This window comes from Verrucosispora sp. NA02020 (assembly GCF_013364215.1).
Taxonomy (GTDB): Bacteria; Actinomycetota; Actinomycetes; order Mycobacteriales; family Micromonosporaceae; genus Micromonospora.
Map to the genome: position 1 here is coordinate 398,539 of NZ_CP054923.1, position 24,289 is coordinate 422,827.

At 72.1% G+C, this 24,289-nt stretch carries 24 protein-coding genes; 5 read left to right on the forward strand and 19 right to left on the reverse strand.

The features are described 5' to 3' along the window. Nucleotides 1–3 precede the first annotated feature (3 nt). From HUT12_RS01845 to HUT12_RS01865, 5 genes are all read right to left on the reverse strand, one after another. Nucleotides 4–1,533 (reverse strand): CpaF family protein, encoded by a 1,530-nt coding sequence (locus HUT12_RS01845; RefSeq protein WP_176092277.1) that lies wholly within the window; start codon nt 1,531–1,533, stop codon nt 4–6. Beyond that, entirely contained in the window at nt 1,523–2,323 is an 801-nt protein-coding gene (locus HUT12_RS01850; protein ID WP_131056961.1) for a ParA family protein, read from the reverse strand. Before HUT12_RS01850 ends, HUT12_RS01845 begins: the two co-directional genes overlap by 11 nt. A 2-nt stretch (nt 2,324–2,325) precedes the next feature. After that, nucleotides 2,326–2,994 carry an SAF domain-containing protein gene (locus tag HUT12_RS01855; protein ID WP_131056960.1) on the reverse strand — a complete coding sequence of 223 codons (669 nt, stop codon included), beginning with the start codon at nt 2,992–2,994 and terminating at the stop codon, nt 2,326–2,328. Beyond that, entirely contained in the window at nt 2,991–3,863 is an 873-nt protein-coding gene (locus tag HUT12_RS01860) for a hypothetical protein (RefSeq protein ID WP_254877016.1), read from the reverse strand. The genes HUT12_RS01855 and HUT12_RS01860 overlap by 4 nt, the downstream gene beginning before the upstream one ends. A 95-nt stretch (nt 3,864–3,958) precedes the next feature. Beyond that, nucleotides 3,959–4,531 carry a hypothetical protein gene (locus tag HUT12_RS01865; RefSeq protein WP_176092278.1) on the reverse strand — a complete coding sequence of 191 codons (573 nt, stop codon included), beginning with the start codon at nt 4,529–4,531 and terminating at the stop codon, nt 3,959–3,961. A gap of 728 nt (nt 4,532–5,259) precedes the next feature. Here HUT12_RS01865 and HUT12_RS01870 point away from each other — a divergent pair. Continuing rightward, complete coding sequence (locus tag HUT12_RS01870) at nt 5,260–5,940, forward strand: A24 family peptidase (RefSeq protein WP_254877017.1); 681 nt, start codon at nt 5,260–5,262, stop codon at nt 5,938–5,940. Nucleotides 5,941–6,022: 82 nt separating this feature from the next. Then, nucleotides 6,023–8,407: a glycoside hydrolase family 65 protein gene (locus HUT12_RS01875; RefSeq protein WP_254876692.1), complete on the forward strand. Its 2,385-nt coding sequence runs from the start codon at nt 6,023–6,025 to the stop codon at nt 8,405–8,407. 61 nt (nt 8,408–8,468) lie between these two features. On the opposite strand, the gene HUT12_RS01880 is transcribed toward HUT12_RS01875, so the two are convergent. Further along, nucleotides 8,469–8,921, reverse strand: coding sequence for a hypothetical protein (locus tag HUT12_RS01880; RefSeq protein ID WP_176092281.1), 453 nt, complete (start codon nt 8,919–8,921; stop codon nt 8,469–8,471). Between the two features lie 309 nt (nt 8,922–9,230). Next, nucleotides 9,231–9,989, reverse strand: a complete 759-nt coding sequence (locus HUT12_RS01885; RefSeq protein WP_176092282.1) for a hypothetical protein — start codon at nt 9,987–9,989, stop codon at nt 9,231–9,233. Between the two features lie 498 nt (nt 9,990–10,487). Between HUT12_RS01885 and HUT12_RS01890 the strand changes: the two genes are divergently transcribed. Together HUT12_RS01890 and HUT12_RS01895 are read left to right on the forward strand one after the other, a co-directional pair. Then, nucleotides 10,488–11,573: a sensor histidine kinase gene (locus HUT12_RS01890; protein WP_176092283.1), complete on the forward strand. Its 1,086-nt coding sequence runs from the start codon at nt 10,488–10,490 to the stop codon at nt 11,571–11,573. Continuing rightward, nucleotides 11,570–12,244, forward strand: a complete 675-nt coding sequence (locus tag HUT12_RS01895) for a response regulator transcription factor (RefSeq protein WP_176092284.1) — start codon at nt 11,570–11,572, stop codon at nt 12,242–12,244. The genes HUT12_RS01890 and HUT12_RS01895 overlap by 4 nt, the downstream gene beginning before the upstream one ends. 37 nt (nt 12,245–12,281) lie before the next feature. On the opposite strand, the gene HUT12_RS01900 is transcribed toward HUT12_RS01895, so the two are convergent. Further along, a complete protein-coding gene (locus HUT12_RS01900; protein WP_176092285.1) occupies nt 12,282–13,193 on the reverse strand; it encodes a UbiA family prenyltransferase in 912 nt (303 codons plus the stop codon). A 241-nt stretch (nt 13,194–13,434) separates the two neighbouring features. Here HUT12_RS01900 and HUT12_RS01905 point away from each other — a divergent pair, with 241 nt between their 5' ends. Further along, nucleotides 13,435–14,088, forward strand: coding sequence for a response regulator transcription factor (locus HUT12_RS01905; RefSeq protein ID WP_217705936.1), 654 nt, complete (start codon nt 13,435–13,437; stop codon nt 14,086–14,088). On the opposite strand, the gene HUT12_RS01910 is transcribed toward HUT12_RS01905, so the two are convergent. Genes HUT12_RS01910 through HUT12_RS01960 form a run of 11 tightly spaced genes read right to left on the reverse strand, consistent with a single transcriptional unit; the run spans nt 14,020 to nt 24,264 of the window. Continuing rightward, nucleotides 14,020–14,796: a 4'-phosphopantetheinyl transferase superfamily protein gene (locus HUT12_RS01910; protein WP_176092287.1), complete on the reverse strand. Its 777-nt coding sequence runs from the start codon at nt 14,794–14,796 to the stop codon at nt 14,020–14,022. The genes HUT12_RS01905 and HUT12_RS01910 overlap by 69 nt on opposite strands. Further along, the gene (locus HUT12_RS01915; RefSeq protein ID WP_131051902.1) at nt 14,796–16,151 is read right to left on the reverse strand and encodes a condensation domain-containing protein; all 1,356 of its coding nucleotides are present in this window, start codon (nt 16,149–16,151) and stop codon (nt 14,796–14,798) included. The genes HUT12_RS01910 and HUT12_RS01915 overlap by 1 nt, the downstream gene beginning before the upstream one ends. After that, nucleotides 16,139–17,497: an MATE family efflux transporter gene (locus HUT12_RS01920; RefSeq protein ID WP_131051901.1), complete on the reverse strand. Its 1,359-nt coding sequence runs from the start codon at nt 17,495–17,497 to the stop codon at nt 16,139–16,141. The genes HUT12_RS01915 and HUT12_RS01920 overlap by 13 nt, the downstream gene beginning before the upstream one ends. Then, the gene (locus tag HUT12_RS01925; RefSeq protein WP_254876693.1) at nt 17,490–18,641 is read right to left on the reverse strand and encodes an acyl-CoA dehydrogenase family protein; all 1,152 of its coding nucleotides are present in this window, start codon (nt 18,639–18,641) and stop codon (nt 17,490–17,492) included. The genes HUT12_RS01920 and HUT12_RS01925 overlap by 8 nt, the downstream gene beginning before the upstream one ends. Continuing rightward, a complete protein-coding gene (locus tag HUT12_RS32630; protein ID WP_254876694.1) occupies nt 18,619–19,188 on the reverse strand; it encodes an acyl-CoA dehydrogenase family protein in 570 nt (189 codons plus the stop codon). Before HUT12_RS32630 ends, HUT12_RS01925 begins: the two co-directional genes overlap by 23 nt. Further along, nucleotides 19,182–20,054 carry a hypothetical protein gene (locus HUT12_RS01935; RefSeq protein ID WP_131051899.1) on the reverse strand — a complete coding sequence of 291 codons (873 nt, stop codon included), beginning with the start codon at nt 20,052–20,054 and terminating at the stop codon, nt 19,182–19,184. Before HUT12_RS01935 ends, HUT12_RS32630 begins: the two co-directional genes overlap by 7 nt. A gap of 2 nt (nt 20,055–20,056) precedes the next feature. Beyond that, entirely contained in the window at nt 20,057–20,347 is a 291-nt protein-coding gene (locus HUT12_RS01940) for an acyl carrier protein (protein ID WP_131051898.1), read from the reverse strand. Then, nucleotides 20,344–21,681, reverse strand: coding sequence for a type III PLP-dependent enzyme (locus HUT12_RS01945; protein WP_131051897.1), 1,338 nt, complete (start codon nt 21,679–21,681; stop codon nt 20,344–20,346). The genes HUT12_RS01940 and HUT12_RS01945 overlap by 4 nt, the downstream gene beginning before the upstream one ends. After that, the gene (locus tag HUT12_RS01950; RefSeq protein WP_217705937.1) at nt 21,678–23,048 is read right to left on the reverse strand and encodes an ATP-grasp domain-containing protein; all 1,371 of its coding nucleotides are present in this window, start codon (nt 23,046–23,048) and stop codon (nt 21,678–21,680) included. Before HUT12_RS01950 ends, HUT12_RS01945 begins: the two co-directional genes overlap by 4 nt. 8 nt (nt 23,049–23,056) lie before the next feature. Then, nucleotides 23,057–23,989, reverse strand: a complete 933-nt coding sequence (locus HUT12_RS01955; protein ID WP_176092289.1) for a ketoacyl-ACP synthase III family protein — start codon at nt 23,987–23,989, stop codon at nt 23,057–23,059. After that, nucleotides 23,986–24,264, reverse strand: a complete 279-nt coding sequence (locus HUT12_RS01960; protein ID WP_131051894.1) for an acyl carrier protein — start codon at nt 24,262–24,264, stop codon at nt 23,986–23,988. The genes HUT12_RS01955 and HUT12_RS01960 overlap by 4 nt, the downstream gene beginning before the upstream one ends. Nucleotides 24,265–24,289: the final 25 nt, after the last annotated feature.

Genomic DNA, 24,289 nt, shown 5'->3' on the forward strand with positions numbered 1-24,289 from the left:
GGGTCACCGCCGCCCGAGTCGGGTCTGCTTGGGGCGTCGCCACGCGCCCTGGCCGGCCTCGATCCAGCGGCTGAGCAGCCGGGCGTCGTAGCCCACCCGCAGCAGTTGGCCGCGGACCCGTTCCGGCAGGTGCCGGGGGACGGCCCGGCCGTCCGGGCCCGGTCCGAACACCTGGGTGGTGGTGATGCGGCTGCTCTCGCCGACGCCGAGCACCTCCTCGACGTGCGACACGAACCGGTGCTTGCGGCCACCGATCCCGGTCTCGTCCTCCACGTTGACATAGACGATGAGGTCGAGGGCGTTGCCGGCCATCCGGCGGGCCTGGTCGACGGTCATCTCGCGGCCGTGCGCCAGCGCCAACTCGATGATCCGCTCGCTCACCCCAGCGGGGGTACGCGCGTGGATCGTGCACATCGACCCCCGGCTGGTGGTCATCGCCTGGAGCATCGGCACGATCTCCCGGGACCGCACCTCGCCGACGATGATCCGCAGCACACCCATCCGGAGCGAGACCGGGATCAGGTCGGCGATGCTCACCTCGCCCGCCGGGCGGCCGTCCGGCCCGCGTTCGCCGTGCCCCTCCCGCGCCTCGAAGCTCATCACCGCACGGTGCCGCTGACCGCGCCGGGCCGGTAGCAACTCCCGGCTCTCCTCCAGCAGCACGTACGGCTCGTCCTGCGGGATCTCGCTCATCAGCGCCCGGATGACCGTGGTCTTACCGGCACCGGCCAGCCCGGCGACCATGATGTTCAGTCCGGCGCGCATGGACGCGCGGAGGAAGTCCCGCAGCAGCGGGTCGACCATCTCGTCCAGGTCACCCCGCGCCCCGGTCAGGTCGTCCAGGGTCACGTCGAGCGTGTTGTGCTTGCGGATGACCGCGTACGGGCGGTGGCTGACCAGGAACACGGCGGCCAACCGGCTGCCGTCGGGCAGTTGAAGGTCCAGGGTGGGCTTCGAGGTGGAGAGCGAACGCTCGGTGGCACCGGCCCGGCGGGCGGCCGCCTGGAGGATCTCCACCAGCTCGTCGTCGCTGTCCGCGATCGGGTCGGTCCAGTCCACGCCGCCGCCGTGCCGGGTGACGCGCACCTGGTCGCAGCCGAGGATGTGGACCTCCTCGATGCTGTCGTCGACGAGCAGCGTCTGGAGCCGACCGAGCCCGGCCAGCTCGGCGGTGACCTGGTCGAGCAGCAGCCGCTCCTCGCCCGCGGCCATCGGCGTACCGGCCCGGCGCACCGAGTCGGCGTACTCGGCGACCAGTTCGACCGCGAGCCGGGCCCGCTCGGTGTCCTCCTCGTCGACGCTGAACTCCCGGCCGCGCTGCCAGCGGGTGAGCCGCTCGCTCAGCTCCCGGCGCAACTCGCGGACGACCTGGAAGTCCACCCGGGGCCGGGGCGGTGGCTCGGGTGCCGTCGGCGCGACGGGCGGCGGCGTCGGCGGATGCTGCCGCCCGTTGACCGGCGGCAGCGGGGGCGCGATCGAGGTGGCGCCGGGTGGTAACCGGCGGGGGTCCGACGAGACCGGCTCAAATCGCATCCGGCACCCCCTGGGGCACCGGCCACGCCAATCGGGCCCGTCGCCGCTCCAGCAGCGCGCCGACCGGCACCTCGAGGCCCCGGGCCGCGCGCAGCAGCGGCCGGGACGCCCGGACGGTGCCGCCCAGGCTGAGCACCTCGGCGGTACGCGGATCGTGCGGCAACCGGGCGATGACCGGTGTGTGCAACGCCTTGCTGACCTCGGTCTTGCCGTGGCCACCCCCGACCAGCAGCAGCCGGAGCGTGCCGGGCTGCACCCGGTGTTCGGCGAAGTCCCGTTCGATGGTCTGGAGCATCGCGCGGGTGCCGGAGAGGTCGGGCAGTTGTGCCCGGCTCACCACCAGCACCACCGACGCGGCACGCAGCAGCGGCCACGGGGTGCCGACCACGTGCAGCCGGCCACAGTCGACAAGCACGTCGTACGGCGGGTCGCCGTGCTCCAGCCCGCCGAAGTAGTCGGCGAACCGCTGCCAGAGCGGGATGACGCTGCCGGCCTGGGCCGGGTCGACGACGCCGGGCAGCAGCAGCCGCTCGCGTCGGGGTGCGTCCAGGTCGACGAGTTGCGACCAGAACGTCGACTCCAGGCTGCCGTCGCGCAGCTCACCGACGGCCAGTTCGCCGATGCCCCGGGGGCCGTCGAGCGCACCGCCGAGGTAGCCGGCGAGCACCGAGCCGCCGGCCGGGTCGCACTCGGCCAGCACCAGCCGTCGATGCCAGCTCAACGCGCAGGCCAACGCGGTGGTGGTCACCCCCGGCGAGCCCTTGGCCGAGACCAGCGCGATGATCGCCATGCTCAGGCCGCCTTGGTCAGCACGACCGCGATCCGATCCTGGGCGGCCAGCGCCACCACCGCCGGTACGTCCCGAACGGCGAGTGCCAGATAGACCACGACCTCGTCCCGGCCCTCGGTGCTGACCGCGTCGGTGACGGTGGCGGTGAACCGGGTGGCGCTCGACGACGAGCCGCCGCTGCTGTTGCCGTCGTTGTTCGGGGTGCTCACCAGCAGGACCTGATCGCCGGGGCGGAGCTTCGGCGCGGGGACCTGGGCCGCGCGCAGCCCGAGGGCGAGCTGCTGCTGCCCGGGGCCGAGCAGCGGGTCGTCGGTGAGCTGGGCCATGGTCAGCAGCGTCCCCGGGGCGAGCGAGACGGCGGCCCGCATCCCGATCACCTCGGCGAGCCGGCCGGACGGCACCGGGTCGAGCCCCTGTCCACCGGCCACCTGCACGGCCACCAGGTCGTCCGCGCCGATCACGCTGCCCACCTCGACGGTCTGCGCCACGGCCAGGTAACTGCCCGTGGCGCGGACCGAGGTGATCGCGAAGGCCGAACCCAGCCCGCCGAGGGCGATCAGCAGGACGGCCAGGCCGAGCAGGCCGGGGCGTACCCGGCGCTGCCGGACCACCCGGGGTGGGGCGACCGGCGCGTCCACCGAAGGGTTGCCGTTGCGGGTCGCCACGCTCATCGGGTCACCACCTGAAGCTCGTTGATCTGGATCTCGACCACACCGGTGGTGCGGGTGACGCCGGGGATGGTGCCGCTCCGGTCGCCGCCTTGCCACGTGACGTTCCAGTGCGTCGTCGCCTGCACCTCGTACGTGTCGGCTATCGGGTAGCCGCTGTGGTAGCCGCAGTCCGGGGACTTCTGGCCGGCGTGCCGACCATCCCGGTCGTACGCGGTGCCCGGGCCGTCGCAGGTGATCTTGACGTCGTTGCCCATGTCCCAGACGACCTCTTTGACCACGGCGCGGATACTGACCGTCAGGCCCCGGTCCGAGGCGGAGGCGGTCAGCGGGCCGAACTGGTTGGGCCCGCGTTCCGCCCACATCCAGACCGGCAGGCCGACCAGGCCGGGCCCGATGCTCTTCCGGGGGGCGACCCTGGCCCGGGGAGCGACGAGGCTGATCGAGGCGAACGCCCGGCGGGCCAACTCCTCCGGGTCCGGCGGGGCCCCGAAGCCGGGTGGCGCCTCCGGCAGTTGGACGGTCACCACCGAGCCGAGGTCACCGCCGTTGCAGGCGCGGGTGTACCACAGGTACCCCTCGTCGGCCTCCGGCTGCGGCTCCGCGAGCTTGTAGTAGCAACCGTCGTTGCTGTTGAACCAGCCCAGATCGTCGTCGTAGCAGGGGATGGTGCGTCCGTTCCACTGGCAGACGCCACTGCCACCGCCCCCGTTGTTACCGCCGTTGTTGCCGCCGCCGCCGTTGTTGCCACCGTTGCCGGGGGTGCCCCGGTCGTCGTCCCAGACGTTGCAGTTCGGCTGGGCGGGCGGGCACTCGGCACCGGGGTCGGCGTGCGCCGGCACCCCCGGCCCGGTGGTCAGCAGCAGGGCCAGGGCGCTGCCGAGCAGCGCGCGGCGGACCAGCCGACCAGGGGACTGCGTAAGCCCGACGGACTTCCGGGTTCGGCGGCTCCTGCCGACTCGCGCGGTCAGCACGGCTGGTCCCGGTGGGCGGCACCGGCGCTGATCAGCCAGCGACCGTCGGGGTAGCGCATCGCGGTGGCGGTGGCCAGGTGCCGGGAGCCCCGGGTCCCGGGCACCGTCTTCTTCCCGTCGGAGCGGTAGACCAGCCGGTAGCCGGTCGCGTCGAGGCAGTCCTGAATCTCCACGGTGGGTGGTGCGGCGTCCAGGTTGACCGAGATCACCGTGGGATCGGAGCGGATCGTGCCGACGCTGACCGCATCGTTGTCGCGGGCCTTGCGCAGACTCAGCCGGACCCGGGTCAGCAGCGGGTCACCGAGGAAACGGGTCAACTCCGGGTGCTGCGGGTCGCTGTGCCGGCTCGCCGTACGGGAGGCGGTGAGATAGCCGGTGTAGGCCGCCAGCGCAGCCTTCTCGGCGGCCTTCTCCTCGGCCACCCGTTGCGCGTCGGTCGGTGTCCCGCGTCGCTCGGACGCTGTCGCGGTGGTCGCTTCCTGAGCGCCACCGCAGGCGGTGGTCGTGCCGACTGCCGCCACCGCGACCAGACCGGCCGTCCAGCGACTGAGCTGCCGTGCTCGCACCTTCGTGCCCTCCTCGGTGCTGATCCGGCGACCGCCGTCGCCGGCGTTTCCCAGGCGTGCGGTAGTGCGACCGGAGGGGCGTTCCCCGGTCCTGCCCGAATCGCAGCCGCATTTACCTGTTTGGATCTCTAGAAATGCACTGCCTGGCTGGTGATGCCCCCGTGGACATGGGTTGCGCCGCGTCCAAGGGGCGAGCATAAGCTGATGCCGGCCGATGCGACAGAGGCAATTCAACCGAACACGCTGAGTCATGGATGGTGGTGGTGTCGGGTGGTTACCGGTAGGTTGCGGGCGTCGGTCGCGACGCGCGGAGCGTCGGCCGGGCGCGGGCGATCGGCCACGCCCTTCCGTCGTTCGTGGAGCGGTCGATCAGCCGTTCGTCATGTGGCGGGAAATGGCATGTGGTCCGATCTGTCCCCGGTCATATCGGACCCGGGTTCGCGCCAATTGCATTCCATGGGAATTGCATCAGTCTCTCCGGCGCGTTTCGGCCGACACTCCGCGAGAGGCGGAGGAGTCCCGGCCCGACATTCGTGCCACCACCCGATCCGAGTGGACACACTACGGTCCGTGGTGGGCTCGACCGGGCAGTCTGCCGCATGAGCCGGCACGACCCGAGCCCACCGGTCCGCGACCGGGCACCGGCCGACCACCGGCCACCGTCGGACGCCTCCACCACCCGCCGGCCGGGCCCGCGCCTCCTGGCCGCGCTGGCGATCACCCCACTGATGCGGTACGCGATCGCGCGCTTCGCCGTACCCGCCGAGGTCGGTAGCCGGGCCGGCTGCGACGCCTGCGGCGCCTCGATCAGCCTTGCCCGGCCGTGGCCTGCGCTCGGGCCGACCGCCCGCTGCGCCGGATGCCGCGTGCGGGTCGGCGCGCCACCGGGCACCGTCGAGCTGGCCGCCGTGGGCGTCCTCGCCCTGCTGCTGCTGACCCGCCCGCCGGTCGCCGAACTGGCTGCCGCCGCGTGGTGGCTCGCCTTCGCGATCCCCCTGGTCTTCGTCGACCTCGCGGTGCACCGGCTGCCGGACCGGCTCACCTGGCCGGCCGCCGCCGGCACCTGGCTGCTGCTCGGCGTCGCCGCGCTGACCGGTGCCGGGGTCGCGCCCTGGTGGCGTGCCACCGCCGCCGGGCTCGGGCTGGCCCTCTTCTTCGCGGCCACCACGCTGCTGCTCGGTGCACGCGGATTCGGCATCGGCGACGCCAAGCTGGCGCTCGGCGCGGGCGCGTTGCTCGGCTGGTACGGCTGGAGCCTGCTCGTGACGGGACTGCTGCTCGCGCTGGTCCTCTCCGGCCTGGTGGCCTTGGTCCTGCTGGTCAGCGGCCGGGCCCGCTGGTCGAGCCACCTGCCGTTCGGGCCGTACCTGGTGCTCGGCACCCTGGGGGCGCTGCTGCTGGTGTGGTGAGTGGGCCGGCTCCTGGTGTGGTGCGGGGGCCGGCGGGGAAATGACGGTCCGCAGGGCTCGTCGTCGCACCCCAGGAGGCGCTGTGCAGAGCACCCCCGACCGGCCGTCATCGGCACCGGACGGCCGGTGGCGGATCGTCCGTACCCAGGACGACCTCGACCGGCTCGGCGAGACCGAATCGATCTTCGCGTTGAGCAACGGCTGGGTCGGCTGGCGCGGGACCCTGGACGAGGGCGACCCCTGCGAGATGCCGGGCAGCTACCTCAACGGGTTCCACGAGCGGCGGGCGCTCGACTACCCCGAGGACGGGTACGCCTTTCCGCAGCTCAGCGACACGCTGGTCAGCGTGCCGAACGCCACTCTCGTCCGGCTCTGGGTCGGCGGTGAACCGCTGGACGTCCGCACCGGCACGCTGCGCTCCCACGAGCAGGTGCTCGACCTGCGGGCCGGGGTGGTGGAGCGGGTCACCGAGTGGACCTCGCCCGCCGGGCACGGGGTGCGGGTCCGCAGCACCCGGCTGGTGTCGCTGCCACGTCGCCGGGTGGCCGCCCTCGACTGGACGGTGGAACCTCTGGACGAGGCGGTCGAACTGCGGATCTGCGCGGACCTGCTGGCCAACGAGCGGGTTCCGGAACGCGACGACGACCCCCGGGCCGCGGCGACCATCCACGACCCGCTGGTCGCCGAGCATCACCACGCCGACGGCACCGACGGCGTCCTGGTGCACCGCACCGAGCACAGTGACCAGCGGATCGCCGTCGCCGTGGCACACCGGTTGTCAGCCCCCGACGAGATCGCCACCAGCACCGACGTCACCGAGGACCGGGTCCGGCTCACCCTCACCGGGACGGTCGCGCCCGGTCGGCGGGTACGCCTCACCAAGTACGCGGCGTACGAGTGGGTGCCGGTCGACGGCACCGACGCCGAGGAACTCGCCGACCAGGTGACCGCCGAGGCGGACGCCGCCCGTGCGGCGGGCTTCGACAGCCTGCTCGCCGACCAGCGGGCCGCCCTCGACACCGCGTGGCAGACCGCCGACGTGGTGCTCGACGGCGACGAGGAACTGCAACAGGCCATCCGGTTCGCCATGTTCCACCTGATCCAGGCGGGCCGGCCGGACGGTGCGTTGAGCATCCCGGCCAAGGGGCTGACCGGCAACGGATACGACGGACACGTGCTCTGGGACACCGAGCAGTACGTGCTGCCGGTGCTGACGTACGTCGCCCCCGGGGTGGCCCGCTCGGCCCTGCTCTGGCGGTACGCGCACCTGCCCCAGGCACGGGAACGCGCGGCGGAGCTGCGGCTGACCGGCGCCACCTTCCCGTGGCGGACCATCGGCGGTGAGGAGTGCTCCGGCTACTGGCCGGCCGGCACCGCCGGGCTGCACGTCAACGCCGACATCGCCGACGCGGTGCTGCGTCACGCCGCTGCCACCGGCGACGAGGAGTTCCGGGCCGGAGCCGGGCTGGAACTGCTGGTGGAGAGCGCCCGGCTGTGGCAGGGTTTCGGACACTTCACCGACGACGGCGGCTTCCACGTCTACGGCGTCACCGGCCCGGACGAGTACGCCGCACTCGTCGACGACAACGCCTTCACCAACCTGATGGCCCGGCGGAACATGCGCGGTGCGGCGGACGCCGTCGAGCGCTATCCGGAGGCGGCCGATCGGCTGGGGGTGGACCCGTCCGAGGTGGCTGCTTGGCGGGCGGCGGCCGACGCGATGGTGCTGCCGTACGACGCCAAGCGCGGGGTGCACCAGCAGGCCGCCGGCTTCACCACCCAACCGGAGTGGAACTTCGACGACACCGGCGACGACGACTATCCGCTGCTGCTGAGCTTCCCCTACCTGGAGCTGTACCGCCGCCAGGTGGTCAAGCAGGCCGACCTGGTGCTGGCGATGCTGCGCTGCCCCGGGGAGTTCACCGCCGAGGAGAAGGCGGCCAACTTCGCCTACTACGAGGCGCGTACGGTCCGGGACTCGTCGCTGTCCGCCGCGCCGCAGGCGGTGCTCGCCGCCGAACTGGGTCACCTCGACCTGGCGTACGACCTGTTCGCCGAGTCGGTGTTGCAGGACCTGTTGGACATCGGCGACAAGACGGGTGACGGATTGCACCTGGCGTCGCTGGGCGGCTCGTGGCTGGCCCTGGTGCAGGGCTTCGGCGGCATGCGCGACGACCGCGAGCTGCTCTCGTTCGACCCCCGGCTGCCGGACCGGATCGACCGGCTCGCGTTCAGCCTCTGCTGGCACGGGCACCGGCTGCTGGTCACCCTCACCGCCGACGAGGCCCGCTACGAGTTGCCCGACGCTCCCGCCGACGCCGCCGTCGAGCTGTGGCACCACGGCGAGCAGGTGCGGGTGGTCGCCGGTTCCCCGGCCCGCCGGCCGATGCCGACGGTGCCCGACTTCGGCGACGAGCCGACCGCACCTCCGGGCCGCCGACCCGCCCGCCGCGCCGCCGCCGACTGACGCGCACCGAGGTAAGGAGGGGTCCCCTGCTATGCACGAGGCGTTAGCAGGGGACCCCTCCTTACCTGCCGGTCATGCGCTGCCGTACGGCGGCCAGCTCGTCGAAGGCGTACGCCCAGTTGTGGCACTTGAAGCTGCGTAGTCCGTCGATCGGCGAGCGGCAGTCGGTGCAGCGGACGCCGGCGATGGCGGCGGGCAGGCCGGTGTTGACGTACCGGCGGTCGCCGAGGATCACGGTGGCGATCATCGCCGGATCGTGGACGCCCTTCAGCGCCGAGGCGACGATGTCGTACCAGGTGATCCGGCGACCGCAGGTGGGACAGTCCGGGTGGTCGCCGCTGACCCAGAGCGGTGCGCCGATGGTGCGCGGCGGCATACCGAGCAGCTTCTCGATCCGCCGGACGTCGGCTTCCGGGGTGGTCCACCGGTGCCGGCCGGGCAGCGACGCGGGTGAGTCGTAGACGGCCTGGAACAACGTGGGGTCGACCTCCACGGTCTCGCGTTCACTGGTCATCGGCGTCCCTTCCGGTCGTCGGCGCCCCCACCGTGGTGGCCGGCGGGCGGCGGGCACAACCGGATCAACGACACGGCGGCCCGGCCGGTCCGCGCATCGGCGCGCCGCCGGCCGGACGTCTGCGGACGATGCGTCGCCTGGCCGCCCGCGCGGTGATGCTGCGCCACCCGTGGGCGCCCGGCCTGCTCGGCTCCCGCCCGACCGTGCCGTCCGGGGTGTACGCCTACTACGACCAGATCATCGCGACGTTGCGCGACGGCGGATTCTCGTACCGCATCGCCCATGCACGCGTTCGGCAGTCTCGCGCGGTCAGAGCGGTAGCAGGCCCTCGGCCAGGCTCCGCTTCACCTGCCACTCGCCCTCCGACCCGGTGGGCCAGGGAAAGCCGCCGCTGCCGAAGACCTGGTTCAGGTAGGCGACGAACGAGGTGGTCGTCTCCCCGACGAACAACCCGTCCACGCACCCGTCGGGCAGTACGAAGCCGTACGGCCCGCCACCGCTGGTGTTCTCCTTGTGCAGCCGGTCCGGCGCGACCGGGAGCACGAACACCCCCGGGTCCTCGTCGGTCGCCTGCTCCTCCTGCCAGTCGGCCCATTCCTCGTCGTAGTAGTCGCGCAGGGACGGTCCGTCCGGGTGGCGGGATCCCTCCAGCTCGATCACCAGCGGGTCGGCCGACGCCGAGGTGGGCCACTCCGGATGCGTGCCGACCAGCCAGACGTCGCCCACCAGCCGCACCCAGGAGCAGAGCGTCATCGGCACCGCGCCGAACCGGTCCCGCAGCCAGCCGGCGTACGCGTCGGCCTGCGCGGTCGGCGGGGCGTACGGGCACGACACCGGCGTCTCCTCGTCGTCGTTCTCGTGGAACCGGTAGCCGTCGGCGGTCAGCCGCGCCACCACGACCTCGACGTTCTGCCGGGCCCGACGGGCCATCTCGTCACAGACCGACTGCGCCTCCTCGACCAGCTCGGGGTGGAGCCGGATCGCGCTGCCCCACTGGTGCAGCTCGTGCCAGACCTGTTCCCGTTGGCCCCTGCGGTAGCGGCTGAGCCACTGCGGCGACGAGTTCATGGCCGCAGCATGGCGTACGCCTGCGACAGTCCGTCGGCTCGGCGCGCCGTGTGGCGGAACTCGCCGTCCACAAGGGACGAAAAGCGGTGCGCCGCCGGGATCGTCGGGCATCCGGCTCCCCCTTTCGGTCAATCAATGTTCACCGTTCGACGAAGGCCGATCATCAATTTGATCGATCACTTCTCGGGTCGCACGCATCGGTTTCCGAATATCTGCCGACCGGTCGGTCCAAAACGGTCTTATCGTCGCTGAGTTCGGCGTTCGGGAATCCGCTTTCCGGCCAGCCGTCCGCAGTGGTTCGTCGCGGCGGGGTGGTCGACGGGCGCGCGGCATCGGTGACGGTGGGCCCGCATCTTGCTTGCTGTGACCCATCTCTCCTGTTAGAGTGATCGCCTCGGGAGCGCTCCCACGAAACACGCCGGTAATCGGATCCACCGCGGGGACACGTAACAGGAATATTTGTGGGCCTAATTAGTGGAATCGAATACAGGGAAGCACGTGGGTGATCAGAAAAGTACGCACGACGGGCTGGCCGACGAGATCTTTCGGGAGCATCACCGGCGTCTGGAGTCGGCCTCGATCGCGCTGACCCGTAATGCGCCGGTCCTCGGTCAGTTGCGGCGCAACGTCCACGCGATCGTCACCGACGTGGCGGAGCAATTCGACCTGCCGGCGTCGGCGTTCGACCCGTCCGCCGACGTCGACGGGATCGACGAAGTGGTCGACCACGCGCTGCTGCCCACCGAGATCGGCGTGGACCGGGCGCTGCGCAACATCCACCCGATCGAGTCGCTACGGGCCGCCGCGCTGCTCTTCGAGGTAGCGCTGCCGATCATCCTGCGCCGGTACGTCGTCACCGATCCGGCCCGGGTCGCGGCCATCGCCCTCGCCCTGCACGACGCCATCTCCCGGCGGGTGTCGCTCTCCTCGCTGGCCTACGTGAACTACCTGATCGAGAAGTTGCAGGCCTCGCGCCGCGAGGAGCGTCGCCGGATCGCCCGCGACCTGCACGACCGGCTCGGTCACTCGATCGGCCTCGCCCTGCAGAACCTCGACCTGTCCCGCCACTACGGCACCCACGACCGGCCCCGGGCCGACGCCAAGGTCGGCGCGGCGATGCACGAGATGAGGGAGGCCCTGCAGACCGTGCAGGAGCTGACCGCCGAACTGCGCCGCTCGTTCGGCGCGGACGGCATCGAGCCGGCCCTGCGCGGTTACCTCTCGGCCAGCGTGCCGGCCACCATCTCGACCGGGCTGACCGTCACCGGCGACGTCAAGGTCATGCCCCGCGAGGTCGGTGAGGAGCTGTACCTCATCCTGCGCGAGGCCGCCCGCAACGCGGTGCGGCACGGCGAGGCCACCGAGCTGCGCATCACGATCGTCGCCACGGAGGACGCGATCAACGCCGAGGTGATCGACGACGGTCGTGGCTTCGACCTGATCGACGCCCAGACCGCCGGTTTCGGGCTCCGGTCCATGGCCGAGCGCGCCGACCTGCTCAACGGCAGGTTCACCATCACCTCCGCACCCGGCAGCGGCACCGTTGTCGCGGTCGAGGTGCCGCTCTACGGCCCGGAAGGATGAACACCCCGGACACCATCCGCGTGGCGGTGGTGGACGACCACAACCTGTTCCGTGAGGGCCTCAAGGAGGTGCTCGGCACGGACCCGACCATCCGGATCGTCGGTGAGGGCGGCAGTGGCCCGGAGGCGGTCGAGCTGGTCGTCGCCCACCAGCCGGACGTGTTGCTGCTGGACGTGGAGATGCCCGGGGCGGGGGTCACGGAGACCATCCGGCAGGTGCTGCACCAGCGCCGGGAGGTGCAGATCATCGTGCTCACCATGCACGACGACGCCGAGTTGGTCCGTGAGGTGCTGGAGGCGGGCGCCAGCGCGTACATGTTGAAGACGATCCTGCGCGACGAGTTGCTGGCGGCGGTCCGGTCGGTGCGCCGCCCGTCGGCGAACGTCCTGCTGGCGGTCTCGCGCGGCACGGTCGAGCAACTGGACCGCCGCCCGCCCGGCTCGGGCGGACCGGGCACGGCGCTGACCCAGCGCGAGCGGGAGGTCCTGGTCCTCGCCGCGAGCGCGCTGAGCAACCAGCAGATCGCCTCCCGGCTGCGTATCACCGAGGCCACCGTGAAGCGGCACCTGACCAACGCGTACGCCAAGCTCAACGCCGTGTCCCGGGTGGACGCCATCCGCAAGGCGGTCGCCCGCCGGATCATCTCCGACGGGCAACGGCTCTCCCGCTGAACGGGCGGGACCGGCGACGGAACCGGCGGGCGGTCGCTCAGCTCGCGAGGCACTGGGCGATCACCGTCAGGTGCACGGCGTACTGGGTGACCATGAAGGCCCGGTAGGGGCGGCGTCGGCGGTTCCGGTCGCCGTGGCTGGTCCGGGTCAGCACGCAGACGCCCAGCACCACCGCACCGGCCAGCAACAGCCCGGCCGGCGGCACCAGGGTCGGCTCGGCGACGGCGACCGCAGCCAGTCCCGCCGCGACGAGCAGCGCGCCGGTCGCGAGCAGCCGGCGTGCGACGCGTTCGGGCAGCACGATCGGCAGGGTGTGTCGACCGGCCAGCCGGTCGCCGGCCACGTCCGGCAGGTCCTTCGTCATCCCCACCAGGCCCATCCAGAACGACAGGGCCACGGCCACCGCCACCGCCCGTGGGTCCGGTACGCCGCCACCGGCCGCGTACCAGCCGGCCAGGTAGGTGACCAGGCCGCCGGCCACCACCACGCCGACGAAGCCGGGCAGGTTGGACTTCTGCGGTCGGGGCGCCGCCGAGTAGAGCCAGCCGAGCGCCAACATGGCCGCCACCAGGACGGCGAAGCCGGGGGAGACCAGCAGGCCGAGGGCCATCGCGAGCAGGCTGAGGGCGGCCGCCGCCCCACCGGCGGAGGCGGCGGACAGCGCACCGGTGGCGAGCGGTCGGCCCGAGCCGTTGTGCCGGTCCTCGGTGCGGTCGCAGAGGCCGTTGAGCAGATACACCTGCCAGGTGGCGCAGAGCCAGGCCAGCGCGCCGATAGTCAGGTCCCGTACCGCGGTCGGATGAAATGGCGGTGCGGCCAGCAGCGCGCCCGTCAGGAAGCGGAGCTGGAAGACGGCCTGCACCACCGGCCGGCTCTCCGAGAATGAGAGGCCGACGACGCGGGACAGTGAACCGCCCGACAGCGGATCCGCAATCGACTGAACAGACATCGGCGCCCCTCGAATAGCGAAAAATTATCGATGCGTCTATTCTCGGTCAGTCGGGTGGTAATTCGGCTCCGCCAACGACGGCAGTTACGTCTACTACTTTGGTCGTAGGTCGTCTGCCCCCTTCGCGCGGTGCGTGCACCACCTCCGTAGCTACCACTACTGCGGCCCATCCCGAATGTTTATGGTGGCCCTGCGACGCTATTTCGACGAGCGGAAGCGAACGGGGGAAATGGTGCAGCAGATGATCTGGCCGGTTATGTCCGCCGAATACCGGCCGGCAGTGCCGGCCGACGCCCTGACGATCGCCGTGGTGGTCGACAACGAGGTGACCCGGCGCGGGGTGGCAGCCGTCGTGCAGCAGGTGCCGGAGGTGCGGTTACGGGCCGGTCCGGACGGGGCGGACGTGGTCATCGCCTCGCCCCGGGCGCTGAGTCGCGCCGACTCGCTGCTGGGGCACGACGACGGGCGGCAGCACAAGCTCCTCGTGCTGCTCGACGAGCCGGACCAGGTGGACATCGTGCGCTGGCTGACGCCGGACGGCTACCTCCTGGCCACGGACCTCACCCCGGAGTCCCTGCACCTGGCGTTGACGCAGGTGGCCGACGGCCAGTTGGTGGTGCCCACCGAGTTGAGCCGGCACCTGCTCAGGTTGGCGACCGGCCGGACGAGACGGGACCGCGTCCGGGCACCGGTGCTCACCGCTCGCGAGCGGGAGACGCTGGCGCTGCTCGCCGAAGGGCTGAGCAACCGGCAGATCGGCCGTCGGCTCGGTGTCTCCGAACACGGCGCCAAAAGGCTGGTGGGCAACATCATGACCAAACTGGACTCACCGAACCGCACGCTCGCGGTGGCGATCGCCCTGCGGGAACGGCTGATCCAGGCCGAACCGGCGTAACCCCGGCCAGGTCCGCACCACCACCCGGTAGTCGGCGGTCCCGGTCAACGCGACCGACGCCAGGTGCCCGTCGCCGAGCGTGAGATCCCGCACCACCCACGGACCGGGCAGACCCGTCCCACCCCGGCACCGCAGGCCGCGACCGTACGGTTGCGATCCGGCGACCCGTACCCGGAGTCCCTGCACCAGCCGCCCACCGCTGGCCTTCACGCAGGCCTCCTTGCGGGTCCAGTAGCGGAGGTACCACCAGTCCTGGGCCGGACCGCGAGCGCGGCCGACCCGGGACGCCTCGCCCGGCGGGTAGAACCGCGTCGCCAGCCGACCCACCGGTGACGGCGTGCCGTCCAGGTCCGGCCGGGCGAGACGCTCCACGTCGACCCCGACCTCCCGGCCGGTGGTGACCGCCAGCAGGGCCAGGTCGGCCGAGTGCGTCAGGTTGACCTTCGTCTCCGGCTGTCCGAGCAGCGCCGGCTTACCGTGCCGCCCCCGGTGCCAGACCACCCCCTCCGGAGGTACGCCGAGATACCCGCCGAGGATCAACCGGCTGGTGGCGTGGGCGTGGACGTAGCGGCGGCGCACCCGGGCGTCGCCGAGCCGGTCGGCCCGGCGACGCTCGTGCGGGTCCAGCAGGTCAGCCGGATCCGGATCACCGGCGAGTGGACGGCCCAGCGGAATCCGCCAGACGTGGACGACGCCGTCGAGCCGCATCACGGTGCTCCGGTGGCCGCCAGGACCCGTTCCTGCGCCGCCACCGTCACCAGCAACTCCTCGATCTCCCGCAGGATCCCGGCGGCGTCGTCGCGGCTGAGCCGGGCGGTGTCGGCCCGTACGGTCAGCTCCAGCCGGTCCGGCCCGTCCTCGATGACCTTGAGGAAGAAGGTCAGCTCGTCCACCTCGTACCCGGTGCCGAAGGTGAGTCGGCCGGTCGCCTGCGCGGCACGCAGCCGCTCGGCGGTCACCTCCTCGATCGGGCCCGTGTCCGGCCCGGCCTGTCGCAGGTCGTTGAAGTAGCAGGACGGGTCGGCGGTGGCGGCCAGCGTGCCGCGCAACGCGCTGATCGCCTGCCGGTCACTGATGCCGCTGCGGTACGCCTTCATGGCCGTACCCCAGCAGCTCTTGACCAGCACGGCGAAGTCCTCGGCGGAGACGTCGATCGTGGCCGGCACGTCCTGCACCAGGTTGCCGACGTAGCCCCGCAGCTCCGCCCGGTGCCGGTTGCCGGCGATCAGGGTCATCGGCACCCGGTCGTGGCCGGTACGCCGGCCGAGGACCTTCGCGGTGGCCGTGAGCAGCACGACGGAGCTGCCCGTGGCGTACCGGGTGGCGATGGCGTCCAGGGCCAGCTTGACCGCGCTGGTGCTGAGCGTCGCGACGGCGTACCGGGGGGACTCCGGCTCCCGAGGGGTGAAGATCGCCGGTGGGGCGGTCGCCAGTTGCTCCCGCCAGTGGGCCAACGATCGTTCCTGGACCCGGCGCCCCGGTTCGCTCTGCTCGAACTCGGCCAACTCGACCGGCTGCATCGCGGGCGGCGGCAGTTCCTCGCCGGCCAGCAGCCGGGCCAGTTCGGCACCGATCACCCGGGTGCCCAGGTAGTCGGTGGCCGCGTGGGACACACAGGTGATCACCACTCGGGGTGCGCCGTCCAGCACACCGACGGCGGGCCGGATCGGCCACTGGGTCGTGTGGTCGAACCGGTGCCCCCGGACCTGTGCCTCCAGGTCGTCGACGAGCGCCCGTGGATCGGGATCCTCGGCGGTGGCCTCGCAGATCTCCACCGGCAGTTCCCCGGCGGCCATCACCTGCTGCATCAGGTCCCCGGCCGGATCGCGGTGGAAGAGGGTGCGCAGCGCCTCGTGCCGGCGGACCAGGGCGCCCAGCGCGGCGAGCACGCCCGGCAGGTCCACCCCCTCGGGCACCGGGGTGAAGACCGTCGAGTTGTAGAAGGAGGTGTCCGGCATCTGCCGGTCGATGTCCACCCAGATGCTGCGCTGTCCCAGGGTGGCGGGGGCGAGTACGCCCCGCTCGCCGTCGATGCGTACCGCCTGCCGGGTCATTCGCGCCATGCCGCCGCCTCCTTCTCGTCCTGGTCGTGGTCGGTGGTCTCCGGGGTCGGGGTGCCCGCTCGTCGGCGGACGAAGAGGACGGTGGCGAACACGGCGGCGATGCCGAACAGGTTGGCGATCGCGATCGTCCAGTACAGCGGCTCCGGCCCACCGGCGGACCGGGCCAGGTAGCCGCCGACCGCCACGATGCCGCCGAAGTAGACGACGTTCAGGGCGATCGCGAGTGGCCCGCCGCCGACCTGCTCCAGCACGGTGAGCGCGGCGAGGACCAGGCCCATCAGCACGAAGGTGGGTGCGACGATGCCGAGGTAGCGGGACGCCTCGGCGGCCACCGCCGGGTCGGCCGCCGTCACCCGGGCCAGCCAGTCCCGGCCGGTCCACACCACCAGCGCGCAGACCACGTAGAACGCGGCGGTCACCTGGAGGCCGGCGCGCAGCACGCCCGGCATCCGGTGGCTCTCCCCGGCGCCCCGGTACTGGTTGGCGACGATCGCGGTGGCCGCGCCGATCGCCACACCGGCGACGATCACCACGCTCTGCACCACGTACGCCACCGCGAAGCCGGACACCACGGTCGCGCCGAAGGCGCTCACCACCCAGGTCAGCGCGAAGTTGCTGGCGAAGATCGCCACGTACGACGCGAAGACCGGCAGACCCACGCCGGCCAGCAGGCCGAACAGGTCGGGTCGCCAGGCCAGCGACGTGCCGGGCTGCCACACGCCGGTACGCCACAGCAGGTAGCCACCGAGCGCGCTGCCGACCACGCCGGACGCGGCGATGGCGATCGGCACCGACCAGAGGCCCAGGCCCAGACCGCCGGGCAGGCCGAGCGCGGCCACGCCGACGATCTCCACGGCGGCGGCGGCGAGGAGTACCGCCGCTCCCTCCCGGGGGCGTCCCGCGCCCCGCAGGGTGGCTCCGCAGAGCACCGACCCGAGCCCGAGCAGCGCGGCCAGGCAGACCCACCGGACGAACCACACGAAGTCGCTCTGCGCCCCCGGGTCGACCCCGAACAACTGACCCATCCCGGGTGCGGCGAGTCCGAGCAGCAGCAGCACCACGACCGACGCCACGGCGCCGATCCGGGCGAACCCGGCCAGCGCCCGGATGCGGCTCCCGGCGTCGTCGCCGCTGAGCGCCGACGCGACCTGGTTCGGTACGGCGAGCCCGGCGTGCAGGGCGATGATCACGAACATGATCGGGGTGAACAGCGAGCGGATGTAGAGCGAGTCGTCGCCCATCCGGCTCATCAGGGCGACCACCACGAGTGGGACCAGGACGCCCACCAGGTCGCCGAGAACCATCGGCGAGGCCTGGCGCAGCACCTGGCGGCGGTACTCAGTCATCGTCGAACCTGCCCTTGGTCAGTGCGTGACAGACGGTGAGCCGCTGCACGTTGCGGGTGCCCTCCATGAACTCGACCCCCCGGGCGTCGCGGGCCAGCTTGTCCAGCCAGGGATGCGCGAACCGGGACCCCGGGCCGAGGATCCGCAACGCCTGCTGGGTGGCCTCCTCGGCGAGCTGGGCGGCCTGCGCCTTCGCGGCCGAGGCGTAGTAGCCGTTGCGGGCGTCCCGGTCCACCTCGTGAGCGGCGCGCAGGATCAGTTGGCGTGTGGTGTGTACCCGATGACCCAGCCGGTCCAGCTCGTCGCGACCCCGTCCGGACTGCGATCGAGCATACTCGATGGCGGCCCGCGCGATCCCCAACGCGATGGCGGCCACCCCGGGGCGCAGCAGGTTGAACGTCCGCAACGCACTCCACATGCCGCGTGCCGAGGCCGGCAGATGGGCGCCGAGGATCCGGCCGGGCGCCACCGGTACGCCGTCGAGGCGGATCGCGCTGATCTGCGCGCCCCGCAGGCCGACGGTGTCCAGCGCCTGGGCGTGGTAGCCGGGAGCCGACGTCTCCACCAGCACCGCGACCACCCCGAGCGGCCCCGAGCCGGTACGCGCGAAGACCGTGCCCACCTCGGCACGGGTGGCGTTGCCGACGTACCGCTTCTCGCCGTGCAGGGTCGCCGACCCGTCCGGCGCCTTGCGGAGCTGCGTGCTCAGCGACATCGCGTCGGAGCCGCGTGCCGGCTCGGTCAGGGCGAAGAACGTCCAGGTGGGACGCGACCGCACCCGCCCGAAATACCACTCCTGCTGGGCCTCGTCGCCGAGCATCCCGACCAGCACGCCGGAGAGCGAGGCACCCGGTGAGGCCAGGAACATCCCCGCGTCGCCGAAGGCGATCTCCTCGGCGGCGACCACCCGCTCCACGGCGGTGCTGCCGTAGTACGTGTACCTGCCGATCCGCATCGGGTCCGGTTGCAGGTGCGCCGGGATCATCGTCTTCCCGACGTAGTCGATCGCGGGCAGGTCCAGGTGCCGATAGACGGTGTCCGGGTCGCGCTCCAGGTCGAAGGCGTACGGCCGCAGCTCCGCCGCCCACTCCCGGGCGTGCTCGCGCAGTACCCGCAGCCGGTCATCCGGCTCGATGATCGCCATGGTCAACTCCGTCGAGGTACGCGTCGGCGAGCAGTTCGGACAGGTGCGCGATCCCGCCCGGCCCGTCGGTCAGGAAGCCGCCGGCACCGAGCAGCCGCAACGACGCGCGGTCGGCGTCGGTGAGCTGGCGGTGCAGGTAGGCGGCGAGGGAGGGGTCCGGGTCGTGCTCCAGTGCGTCGAGGACCGCGGCGACGCCCTGCTGCTCGGTGACGATCTCGGCGAGGCTGCCCTGGACCAGTTGCTGCTGGATCAGCGGCACCCCACCGGTCGTCCGGCCGGTCAGGTACTCCCTGGCCTGGTCGAGCAGCCACTGCGAGACGCCGAGCCGCATCCAGGTCAGGCCGAGCACCCACCCGGCGGGCCGGTCGTCCGTCCCACCGGAGAGGTGCTGCCACCCCGGCGGGCGCAGCCCGTGTCCGCGCGGCCCGTGCACCGTCTCCGGTGCGCCGGTCGCGGTCAGCAACGCCGTCCAGCCCGCCACCAGGCCGTCCCGGCGGGCCACCGTCCGACAGTGGGCCAGCGTGACCACCGCCTGCGCGGTCACCACGTCGGGTCCCAGGCGAGCACGGTGAGGTAGCGCAGCACCGGGTCGTACTCGGCCAGCACGGTCCGGCCGGTGAGCTGCCGGGCGGTGGTCCAGATCCCGGTGCAGAGCGTGCCCCGCCCCACCCGGTGCACCCGCTCGGCCCGCAGCGCGACCTCGGCGGTGACCGGCACGTCGTAGCCGGCCACCAGCGCGAACGGCCGACCGTCGCGGGCCGAGATCTCGTCCAGGACGTCGACCAGCAGCGCCGCTGCCGCCGCCGGGTCGACCTCGGTGCGCTGACCGAGCAGCACGCCGGTCTCGCCGGGCGCGGTCGGTCGGAAGGCGTACGCCACCGCGACGTCCTCGGCCGGCACCCGCTCGGTCGCGTCCACCTCCCAGGGCAGGTTGCGCTGGTCGAGGACGACAAGGGCGGTACGCGCGTCGGCTGCCGCGTCGCGCAGGTGGTCGGCGGCCAGCCGCAGCGCGGTGAACGGCGCGGTGACGCCCTGGTCGCTGACGCAGAACACGGTCGGGCGACCGGGTGCCGCCTCGACCAGGTAGCACCCGGCCGAGGCCCGGGAGTCGATGTCCGGGGTGGCGAACGCGAGGACGATCCGGCGCAGCGTGTCCACGCCCGGGGTCAGCTCGGCCACCACCGTCGACGCCATCGTCGTGTACGAGGTGACCTGGGCCTTGGCGAGGAACTCCGGGTCGTAGGAGCGGCCGTAGGCGCCCACCATGTCGGCGAGGTAGCGGTCCAGGCCGTCGTCCTCGATCGGCCCGTTGCCGCGGAAGGTGCGGGCGGCGGACGCCGCCGGCCGGACCGGCAGCTCCCGAAGGAGGCCGGTCCGGTCGGCGGCGAGCCGTGGTGCGACTGTGGTGAACACGGTCAGCGGCTCACGTGCTCGTTGACGTACTCGGAGAGGGTGGTGACGGTCTCGAAGTGCCGCTGCTCCAGGTCGTCCGGGTCGAACTCGGCACCGAGCTCGTTCTCCAGTTCGAGCAGCAACTCCAGCACGCTGGTCGAGTCGAGCCCGAGGTCGTCGAAGAGCCGGGTGTCCGGGGTGATGGTGGCGACGTCCCGCTTGAGGACGGCGGCGAGTGCGGTGCGGACGCTGGCCACCACGGCCTCGTCCACCACCGGCGCCGGGGGCTGACCCTGCACAATCGTCTCGGTCATGACACGCGAATCCTTTCGTTCGAGGGGTGTCCGTTGCTGGTGACGGTCGACACGAGTCGGGCCGGTGCGGCCAGCTCGTCGTGCGTCGGCTGTCGGCTGAGCAGGTCCTCCGGGTCGTCCCGGTGCCGGACCAGGTAGGCGTGTCCCTCGTGGACCAGCACCTCGGCCGGGTAGCCGTGGCTGAGGAAGTGCACGGGGGAGGCGGTCGGCCCGTACGCCCCGGAGCGCAGCACCCCGATGAGGTCGCCGGGACGGACCGTCGGCAGCGGCACGTTCTTGCCGATGGTGTCGTTGGGCGTACAGAGCGGGCCGGTGACCTGCCACTCCGCCACGGCCGGCTCGGCCGGACGGTTGAGCAGGACCATCGGGTAGTTGCGCTTGACGAAGGAGCCGGTCCCGACGGCCGCCATGTGGTGGTTGGTGCCACCGTCGGCGACGGCGAAGCGCTGGCCCATCGACTCCTTGACGTAGCGGACGCCCACCACGTACACACCGGAGGGCGCGGTCAGGTACCGACCCAGCTCCATGATCACGCGGGTGTCCGGGTGCCGGTCGCGGAACGCCTCCACCACCGGGTTCACCCGCTCGGCCACCAGGGCCGGGTCGAGGTCGGTCTCGCCCTCGAAGTACGCCACGCCCAGCCCGCCGCCGATGTCGACCATCTCCAGCGGGAAGCCGTGCCGCAGCGCCAGCCGCTCGGCGAGCTCCAGGATCCGCGCGGTGTTCTCGGCGATGACCTCTTCGCTGAGGATGCGGGTGCCCAGGTAGGCGTGCACGCCCATCACCCGGATGTGGGGGTACGCGCCCAGGTCGGGCGCGGCGAGGAGCTGCGCCTCGTCGATGCCGAACTGGCGCGGCTTGCCGCCCATGGTCAGCCCGCCGCCCTTGACCGCGAACTCCGGGTTGACCCGGAGCGCGACCGGCGCGACGACGTCGTGCTCGGCGGCCACCTCGTTGAGCAGTTCCAGCTCGCCGAAGGACTCGACGACCACCGCGTACACCTGCTCGCGCAGGCAGGCGGCCAACTCGTCGCGGCTCTTGCCGGGTCCGAGGAAGATGATGTCCCGGGGTGCCACCCCGGCCCGCCGCGCGGTGATCAGCTCGGTCAGCGACGACACCTCCGCGCAGGCGCCGTAGCCGTGCAGCACCGCGCAGACCGACAGGTTGGGATTGGCCTTCAGCGAGAAGAACATGTCCACGGCGGGGTGCAGGCGCTCCCGCAGGCCCTGGTACTGCCGCCGCAGCTGCTCGCCGTCGTAGACGAACATCGGCGTGCCGAATCGCTCGGCCAACTCGGTGATGCCGATGCCCTGCACCTCGTGCTCGGCGGTCATGATCCGGTCCTTTCGGTCAGGCCGGCGACCACGCCGGCCACGTGTTCGTCGAGCTGGCGCACCCGCTCCTCGGTCGGCGCGACGACCAGCGCGTAGAGCCGGCCGTCGAAGTCGCCGTCGCCACCGGCGGCGGCGTTGACCGTGGCGAAGTTGTTCACCAGGACGCCCTCCTCACCGGCCCGGGTGAGCAGGACGTCGCCGAGCGCCCCGTGCAGCCGCTTGAACGGCAGCGGCTCGGGCAGTCGCAGCGGGTACTGCCGGGCCAGCGCCACCCAGCCGGCGGGGACGAAGCGCTCCTGCAACGGGAGCTGGTAGGTGGACATGTTGTTGCGGGCGTTGATCTCGGTGACCGGGAAGAGGCGCTCGTCGTCGCCGACCATCGCGTCGACGCCGACCACTCCGACGTATCCGTCGGCGTGCAGCCGCTCGCCGAGCAGTCGGGCCGCGTCCCGGATCTCCGCCTCCTGGCGGTCGTCGAGCCGGGCCGGGATGCGGTGTCCCTTGTGCACGCCGGACTCGGTGATCGCCTCCTTGACGAAGTCGAACCGGACGTCGCCGTCGCGCCCCACGGTCATCTGGTAGTTGAGGTCGGCCCGCTTGGCCACGAACTCCTCCACCACCAGGGCGACCCGGTCGGAGCCGGTGGTGCGGGCCTTGCGGCTCACCATCCGGTCCATCTGGTCCAGCCGGCGCGGGTCGTCGACCACGACGATCCCCTTGCCGGAGACCCCGTACGCGTCCTTCACCACCACCCGGCGGCCGTCCGAGAGGATCTCCTTGGCCCAGGCGACCGCCGCCGACCACTCGGCGATCGTGACGCAACCCCGACCGGCCGGCTGCCGCAGGCCCACCTCGTCGGCGACCTGCCGGCTGTAGACCTTGCTGTTGACGGCCTTGCAGGTCTGTGCGGAGCTGCCGGCGATCCGGATGCCGGTGCGGGCGGCGATCTCCTCCTCCAGCACCGAGACGCCGTGCACCGACAGGTGCGCGCCCTGCTCCGCCCACTGGGCCATCCGGCGCAGCAGCTCGGAGTCGGCGAGTACGTCCTGGCTGACGGTGTGCTGCGGGTTCTGCGCCGACACGGTGTGGATCTCCGGCAGCTCGACGCCCAGGCCGGTCAGGAAGGCCAGGTAGTCGGGGTCGGGGGCGGCCTTGAGCAGCACCCGGTCACCCGCCCCGGCCAACAGCAGCGCGAACTCGTCCATCCGGTTCACCACCGCGCTGCCGGAGCCGAACGCCATCCGGGGCAGGCCCGGCTCGTCCTCGCCCCACACGTCCTCCACCTCGAAGTTGCCGAGGAAGACGAAACGCGCCTCCGGGTCGCCGGTCACCGCGGTCTTGAGCCGGGGTATGAACGGTGCGGTCATCATGCCTCCTAGTGCTCGAAGACCATGGCGGAGAAGGTCGCGCCGAGCCCGACGGCGACCATCAGGTAGCGGTCGCCCGGCGCGAGCCGCTCCAGTTCCAGGGCCGTCTGGTAGTTGATGAAGGAGTCGGCGCAGAAGCAGTGGCCGGTCGACGCGACGTTGTCCAGCAGCACCCGGTCCACCGGGTAACCGAGCTGCTTGCACAGCCGCACCCAGGAGAGCCGGTTCACGTTGTGCGGCAGGATCAGGTCCACGTCGGAGAGCGCGACACCGGCCTGCGCCACCGCCGCCATGACCACCTCGGCCAGACCGTCCTGATAGATCGCCTCGAACTCGGCGGCCCGCGCGGCGTCCATTCGCAGACCGGCGTTGAACTGCCCGTACGTCCGGGTGGCGTAGCCCAGCAGCCGGTCGTGGTCGCCGCTGAGCCCGACCAGGACGGCGGCCGAGCCCTCGCCCATGAAGGTGGTGTTCGGGATGAGCTGCGCGGTGGGGGTGAACGCCTTCTCCCCGGCGAAGACCAGGGCCAACGCGTCCGGGTCCCCGTCGGCGGCCAGCAGCTCACCGGCGAGGTGCACGGCGAGCAGCCCCGACGCGCAGGCGTGCTGGGTGACCGCGAACGAGACCGCGTGCTCCAGGCCGAGCGCGGTGCGGACCTGGTGCAGCGGGTTCTCCGGGTACGGCGCCACGGTCTGCAACGTGCGGGCCTGGAGCACGTACCGGACCTGGCTCTCGCGTCCGGTCAGCGCGGTCAGCTTGCCGGCCGCGTTGATCATCATCTGGGTCAGGTCGCCGTCCGGGTCGTAGCGCACCTCGGACAGGCCGTAGAAGCGGCGGAACGTCGCCACCTGCTTCGGGTCCATCGCCAGTCGGGCACCGATCTCCTCGATCGGTACGACCGCCGACGGAAGATAGGCGGAGACCGCCTCGATGGACGTCACCGGGCACCCGCGGGTTGTTGTCCGGCGATCAGTTCGGTCAGGTGCGCGGTCAGCTCGTCGATGGTCGGGTGGTCCCAGACCAGGGTCTCGCTGAGCCGCATGTCCAGGTGCGTCTCGATGTCGCCGCAGAGAGCGAGCGCATAGACCGAGTCCAGGCCGTACTCGGCGAGGCGGACGGTGGGGTCGATCTCGTCCTCGGGCCGGCGCAGGTACTCCGCGACGCAGCGGGTCAACCAGGAACGCAGGTCGCCCGCGCCCTCGGCGGTGGATGCCATGTGGGTTTCCTTCCTCGGATGGTTG

Excerpts from the sequence above, each read along its gene's own strand:
- HUT12_RS01920 (WP_131051901.1), bottom strand. The coding sequence starts at position 17,497 with ATGACTGAGTACCGCCGCCAGGTGCTGCGCCAGGCCTCGCCGATGGTT.
- HUT12_RS01850 (WP_131056961.1), bottom strand. The coding sequence starts at position 2,323 with ATGGCGATCATCGCGCTGGTCTCGGCCAAGGGCTCGCCGGGGGTGACC.
- HUT12_RS01960 (WP_131051894.1), bottom strand. The coding sequence starts at position 24,264 with ATGGCATCCACCGCCGAGGGCGCGGGCGACCTGCGTTCCTGGTTGACC.
- HUT12_RS01910 (WP_176092287.1), bottom strand. The coding sequence starts at position 14,796 with ATGCGGCTCGACGGCGTCGTCCACGTCTGGCGGATTCCGCTGGGCCGT.
- HUT12_RS01885 (WP_176092282.1), bottom strand. The coding sequence starts at position 9,989 with ATGAACTCGTCGCCGCAGTGGCTCAGCCGCTACCGCAGGGGCCAACGG.
- HUT12_RS01900 (WP_176092285.1), bottom strand. The coding sequence starts at position 13,193 with ATGTCTGTTCAGTCGATTGCGGATCCGCTGTCGGGCGGTTCACTGTCC.
- HUT12_RS01925 (WP_254876693.1), bottom strand. The coding sequence starts at position 18,641 with ATGGCGATCATCGAGCCGGATGACCGGCTGCGGGTACTGCGCGAGCAC.
- HUT12_RS01880 (WP_176092281.1), bottom strand. The coding sequence starts at position 8,921 with ATGACCAGTGAACGCGAGACCGTGGAGGTCGACCCCACGTTGTTCCAG.
- HUT12_RS01855 (WP_131056960.1), bottom strand. The coding sequence starts at position 2,994 with ATGAGCGTGGCGACCCGCAACGGCAACCCTTCGGTGGACGCGCCGGTC.
- HUT12_RS01895 (WP_176092284.1), top strand. The coding sequence starts at position 11,570 with ATGAACACCCCGGACACCATCCGCGTGGCGGTGGTGGACGACCACAAC.
- HUT12_RS01870 (WP_254877017.1), top strand. The coding sequence starts at position 5,260 with ATGCGGTACGCGATCGCGCGCTTCGCCGTACCCGCCGAGGTCGGTAGC.
- HUT12_RS01905 (WP_217705936.1), top strand. The coding sequence starts at position 13,435 with ATGATCTGGCCGGTTATGTCCGCCGAATACCGGCCGGCAGTGCCGGCC.
- HUT12_RS01950 (WP_217705937.1), bottom strand. The coding sequence starts at position 23,048 with ATGACCGCACCGTTCATACCCCGGCTCAAGACCGCGGTGACCGGCGAC.
- HUT12_RS01945 (WP_131051897.1), bottom strand. The coding sequence starts at position 21,681 with ATGACCGCCGAGCACGAGGTGCAGGGCATCGGCATCACCGAGTTGGCC.
- HUT12_RS01845 (WP_176092277.1), bottom strand. The coding sequence starts at position 1,533 with ATGCGATTTGAGCCGGTCTCGTCGGACCCCCGCCGGTTACCACCCGGC.
- HUT12_RS01940 (WP_131051898.1), bottom strand. The coding sequence starts at position 20,347 with ATGACCGAGACGATTGTGCAGGGTCAGCCCCCGGCGCCGGTGGTGGAC.
- HUT12_RS01915 (WP_131051902.1), bottom strand. The coding sequence starts at position 16,151 with ATGGCGCGAATGACCCGGCAGGCGGTACGCATCGACGGCGAGCGGGGC.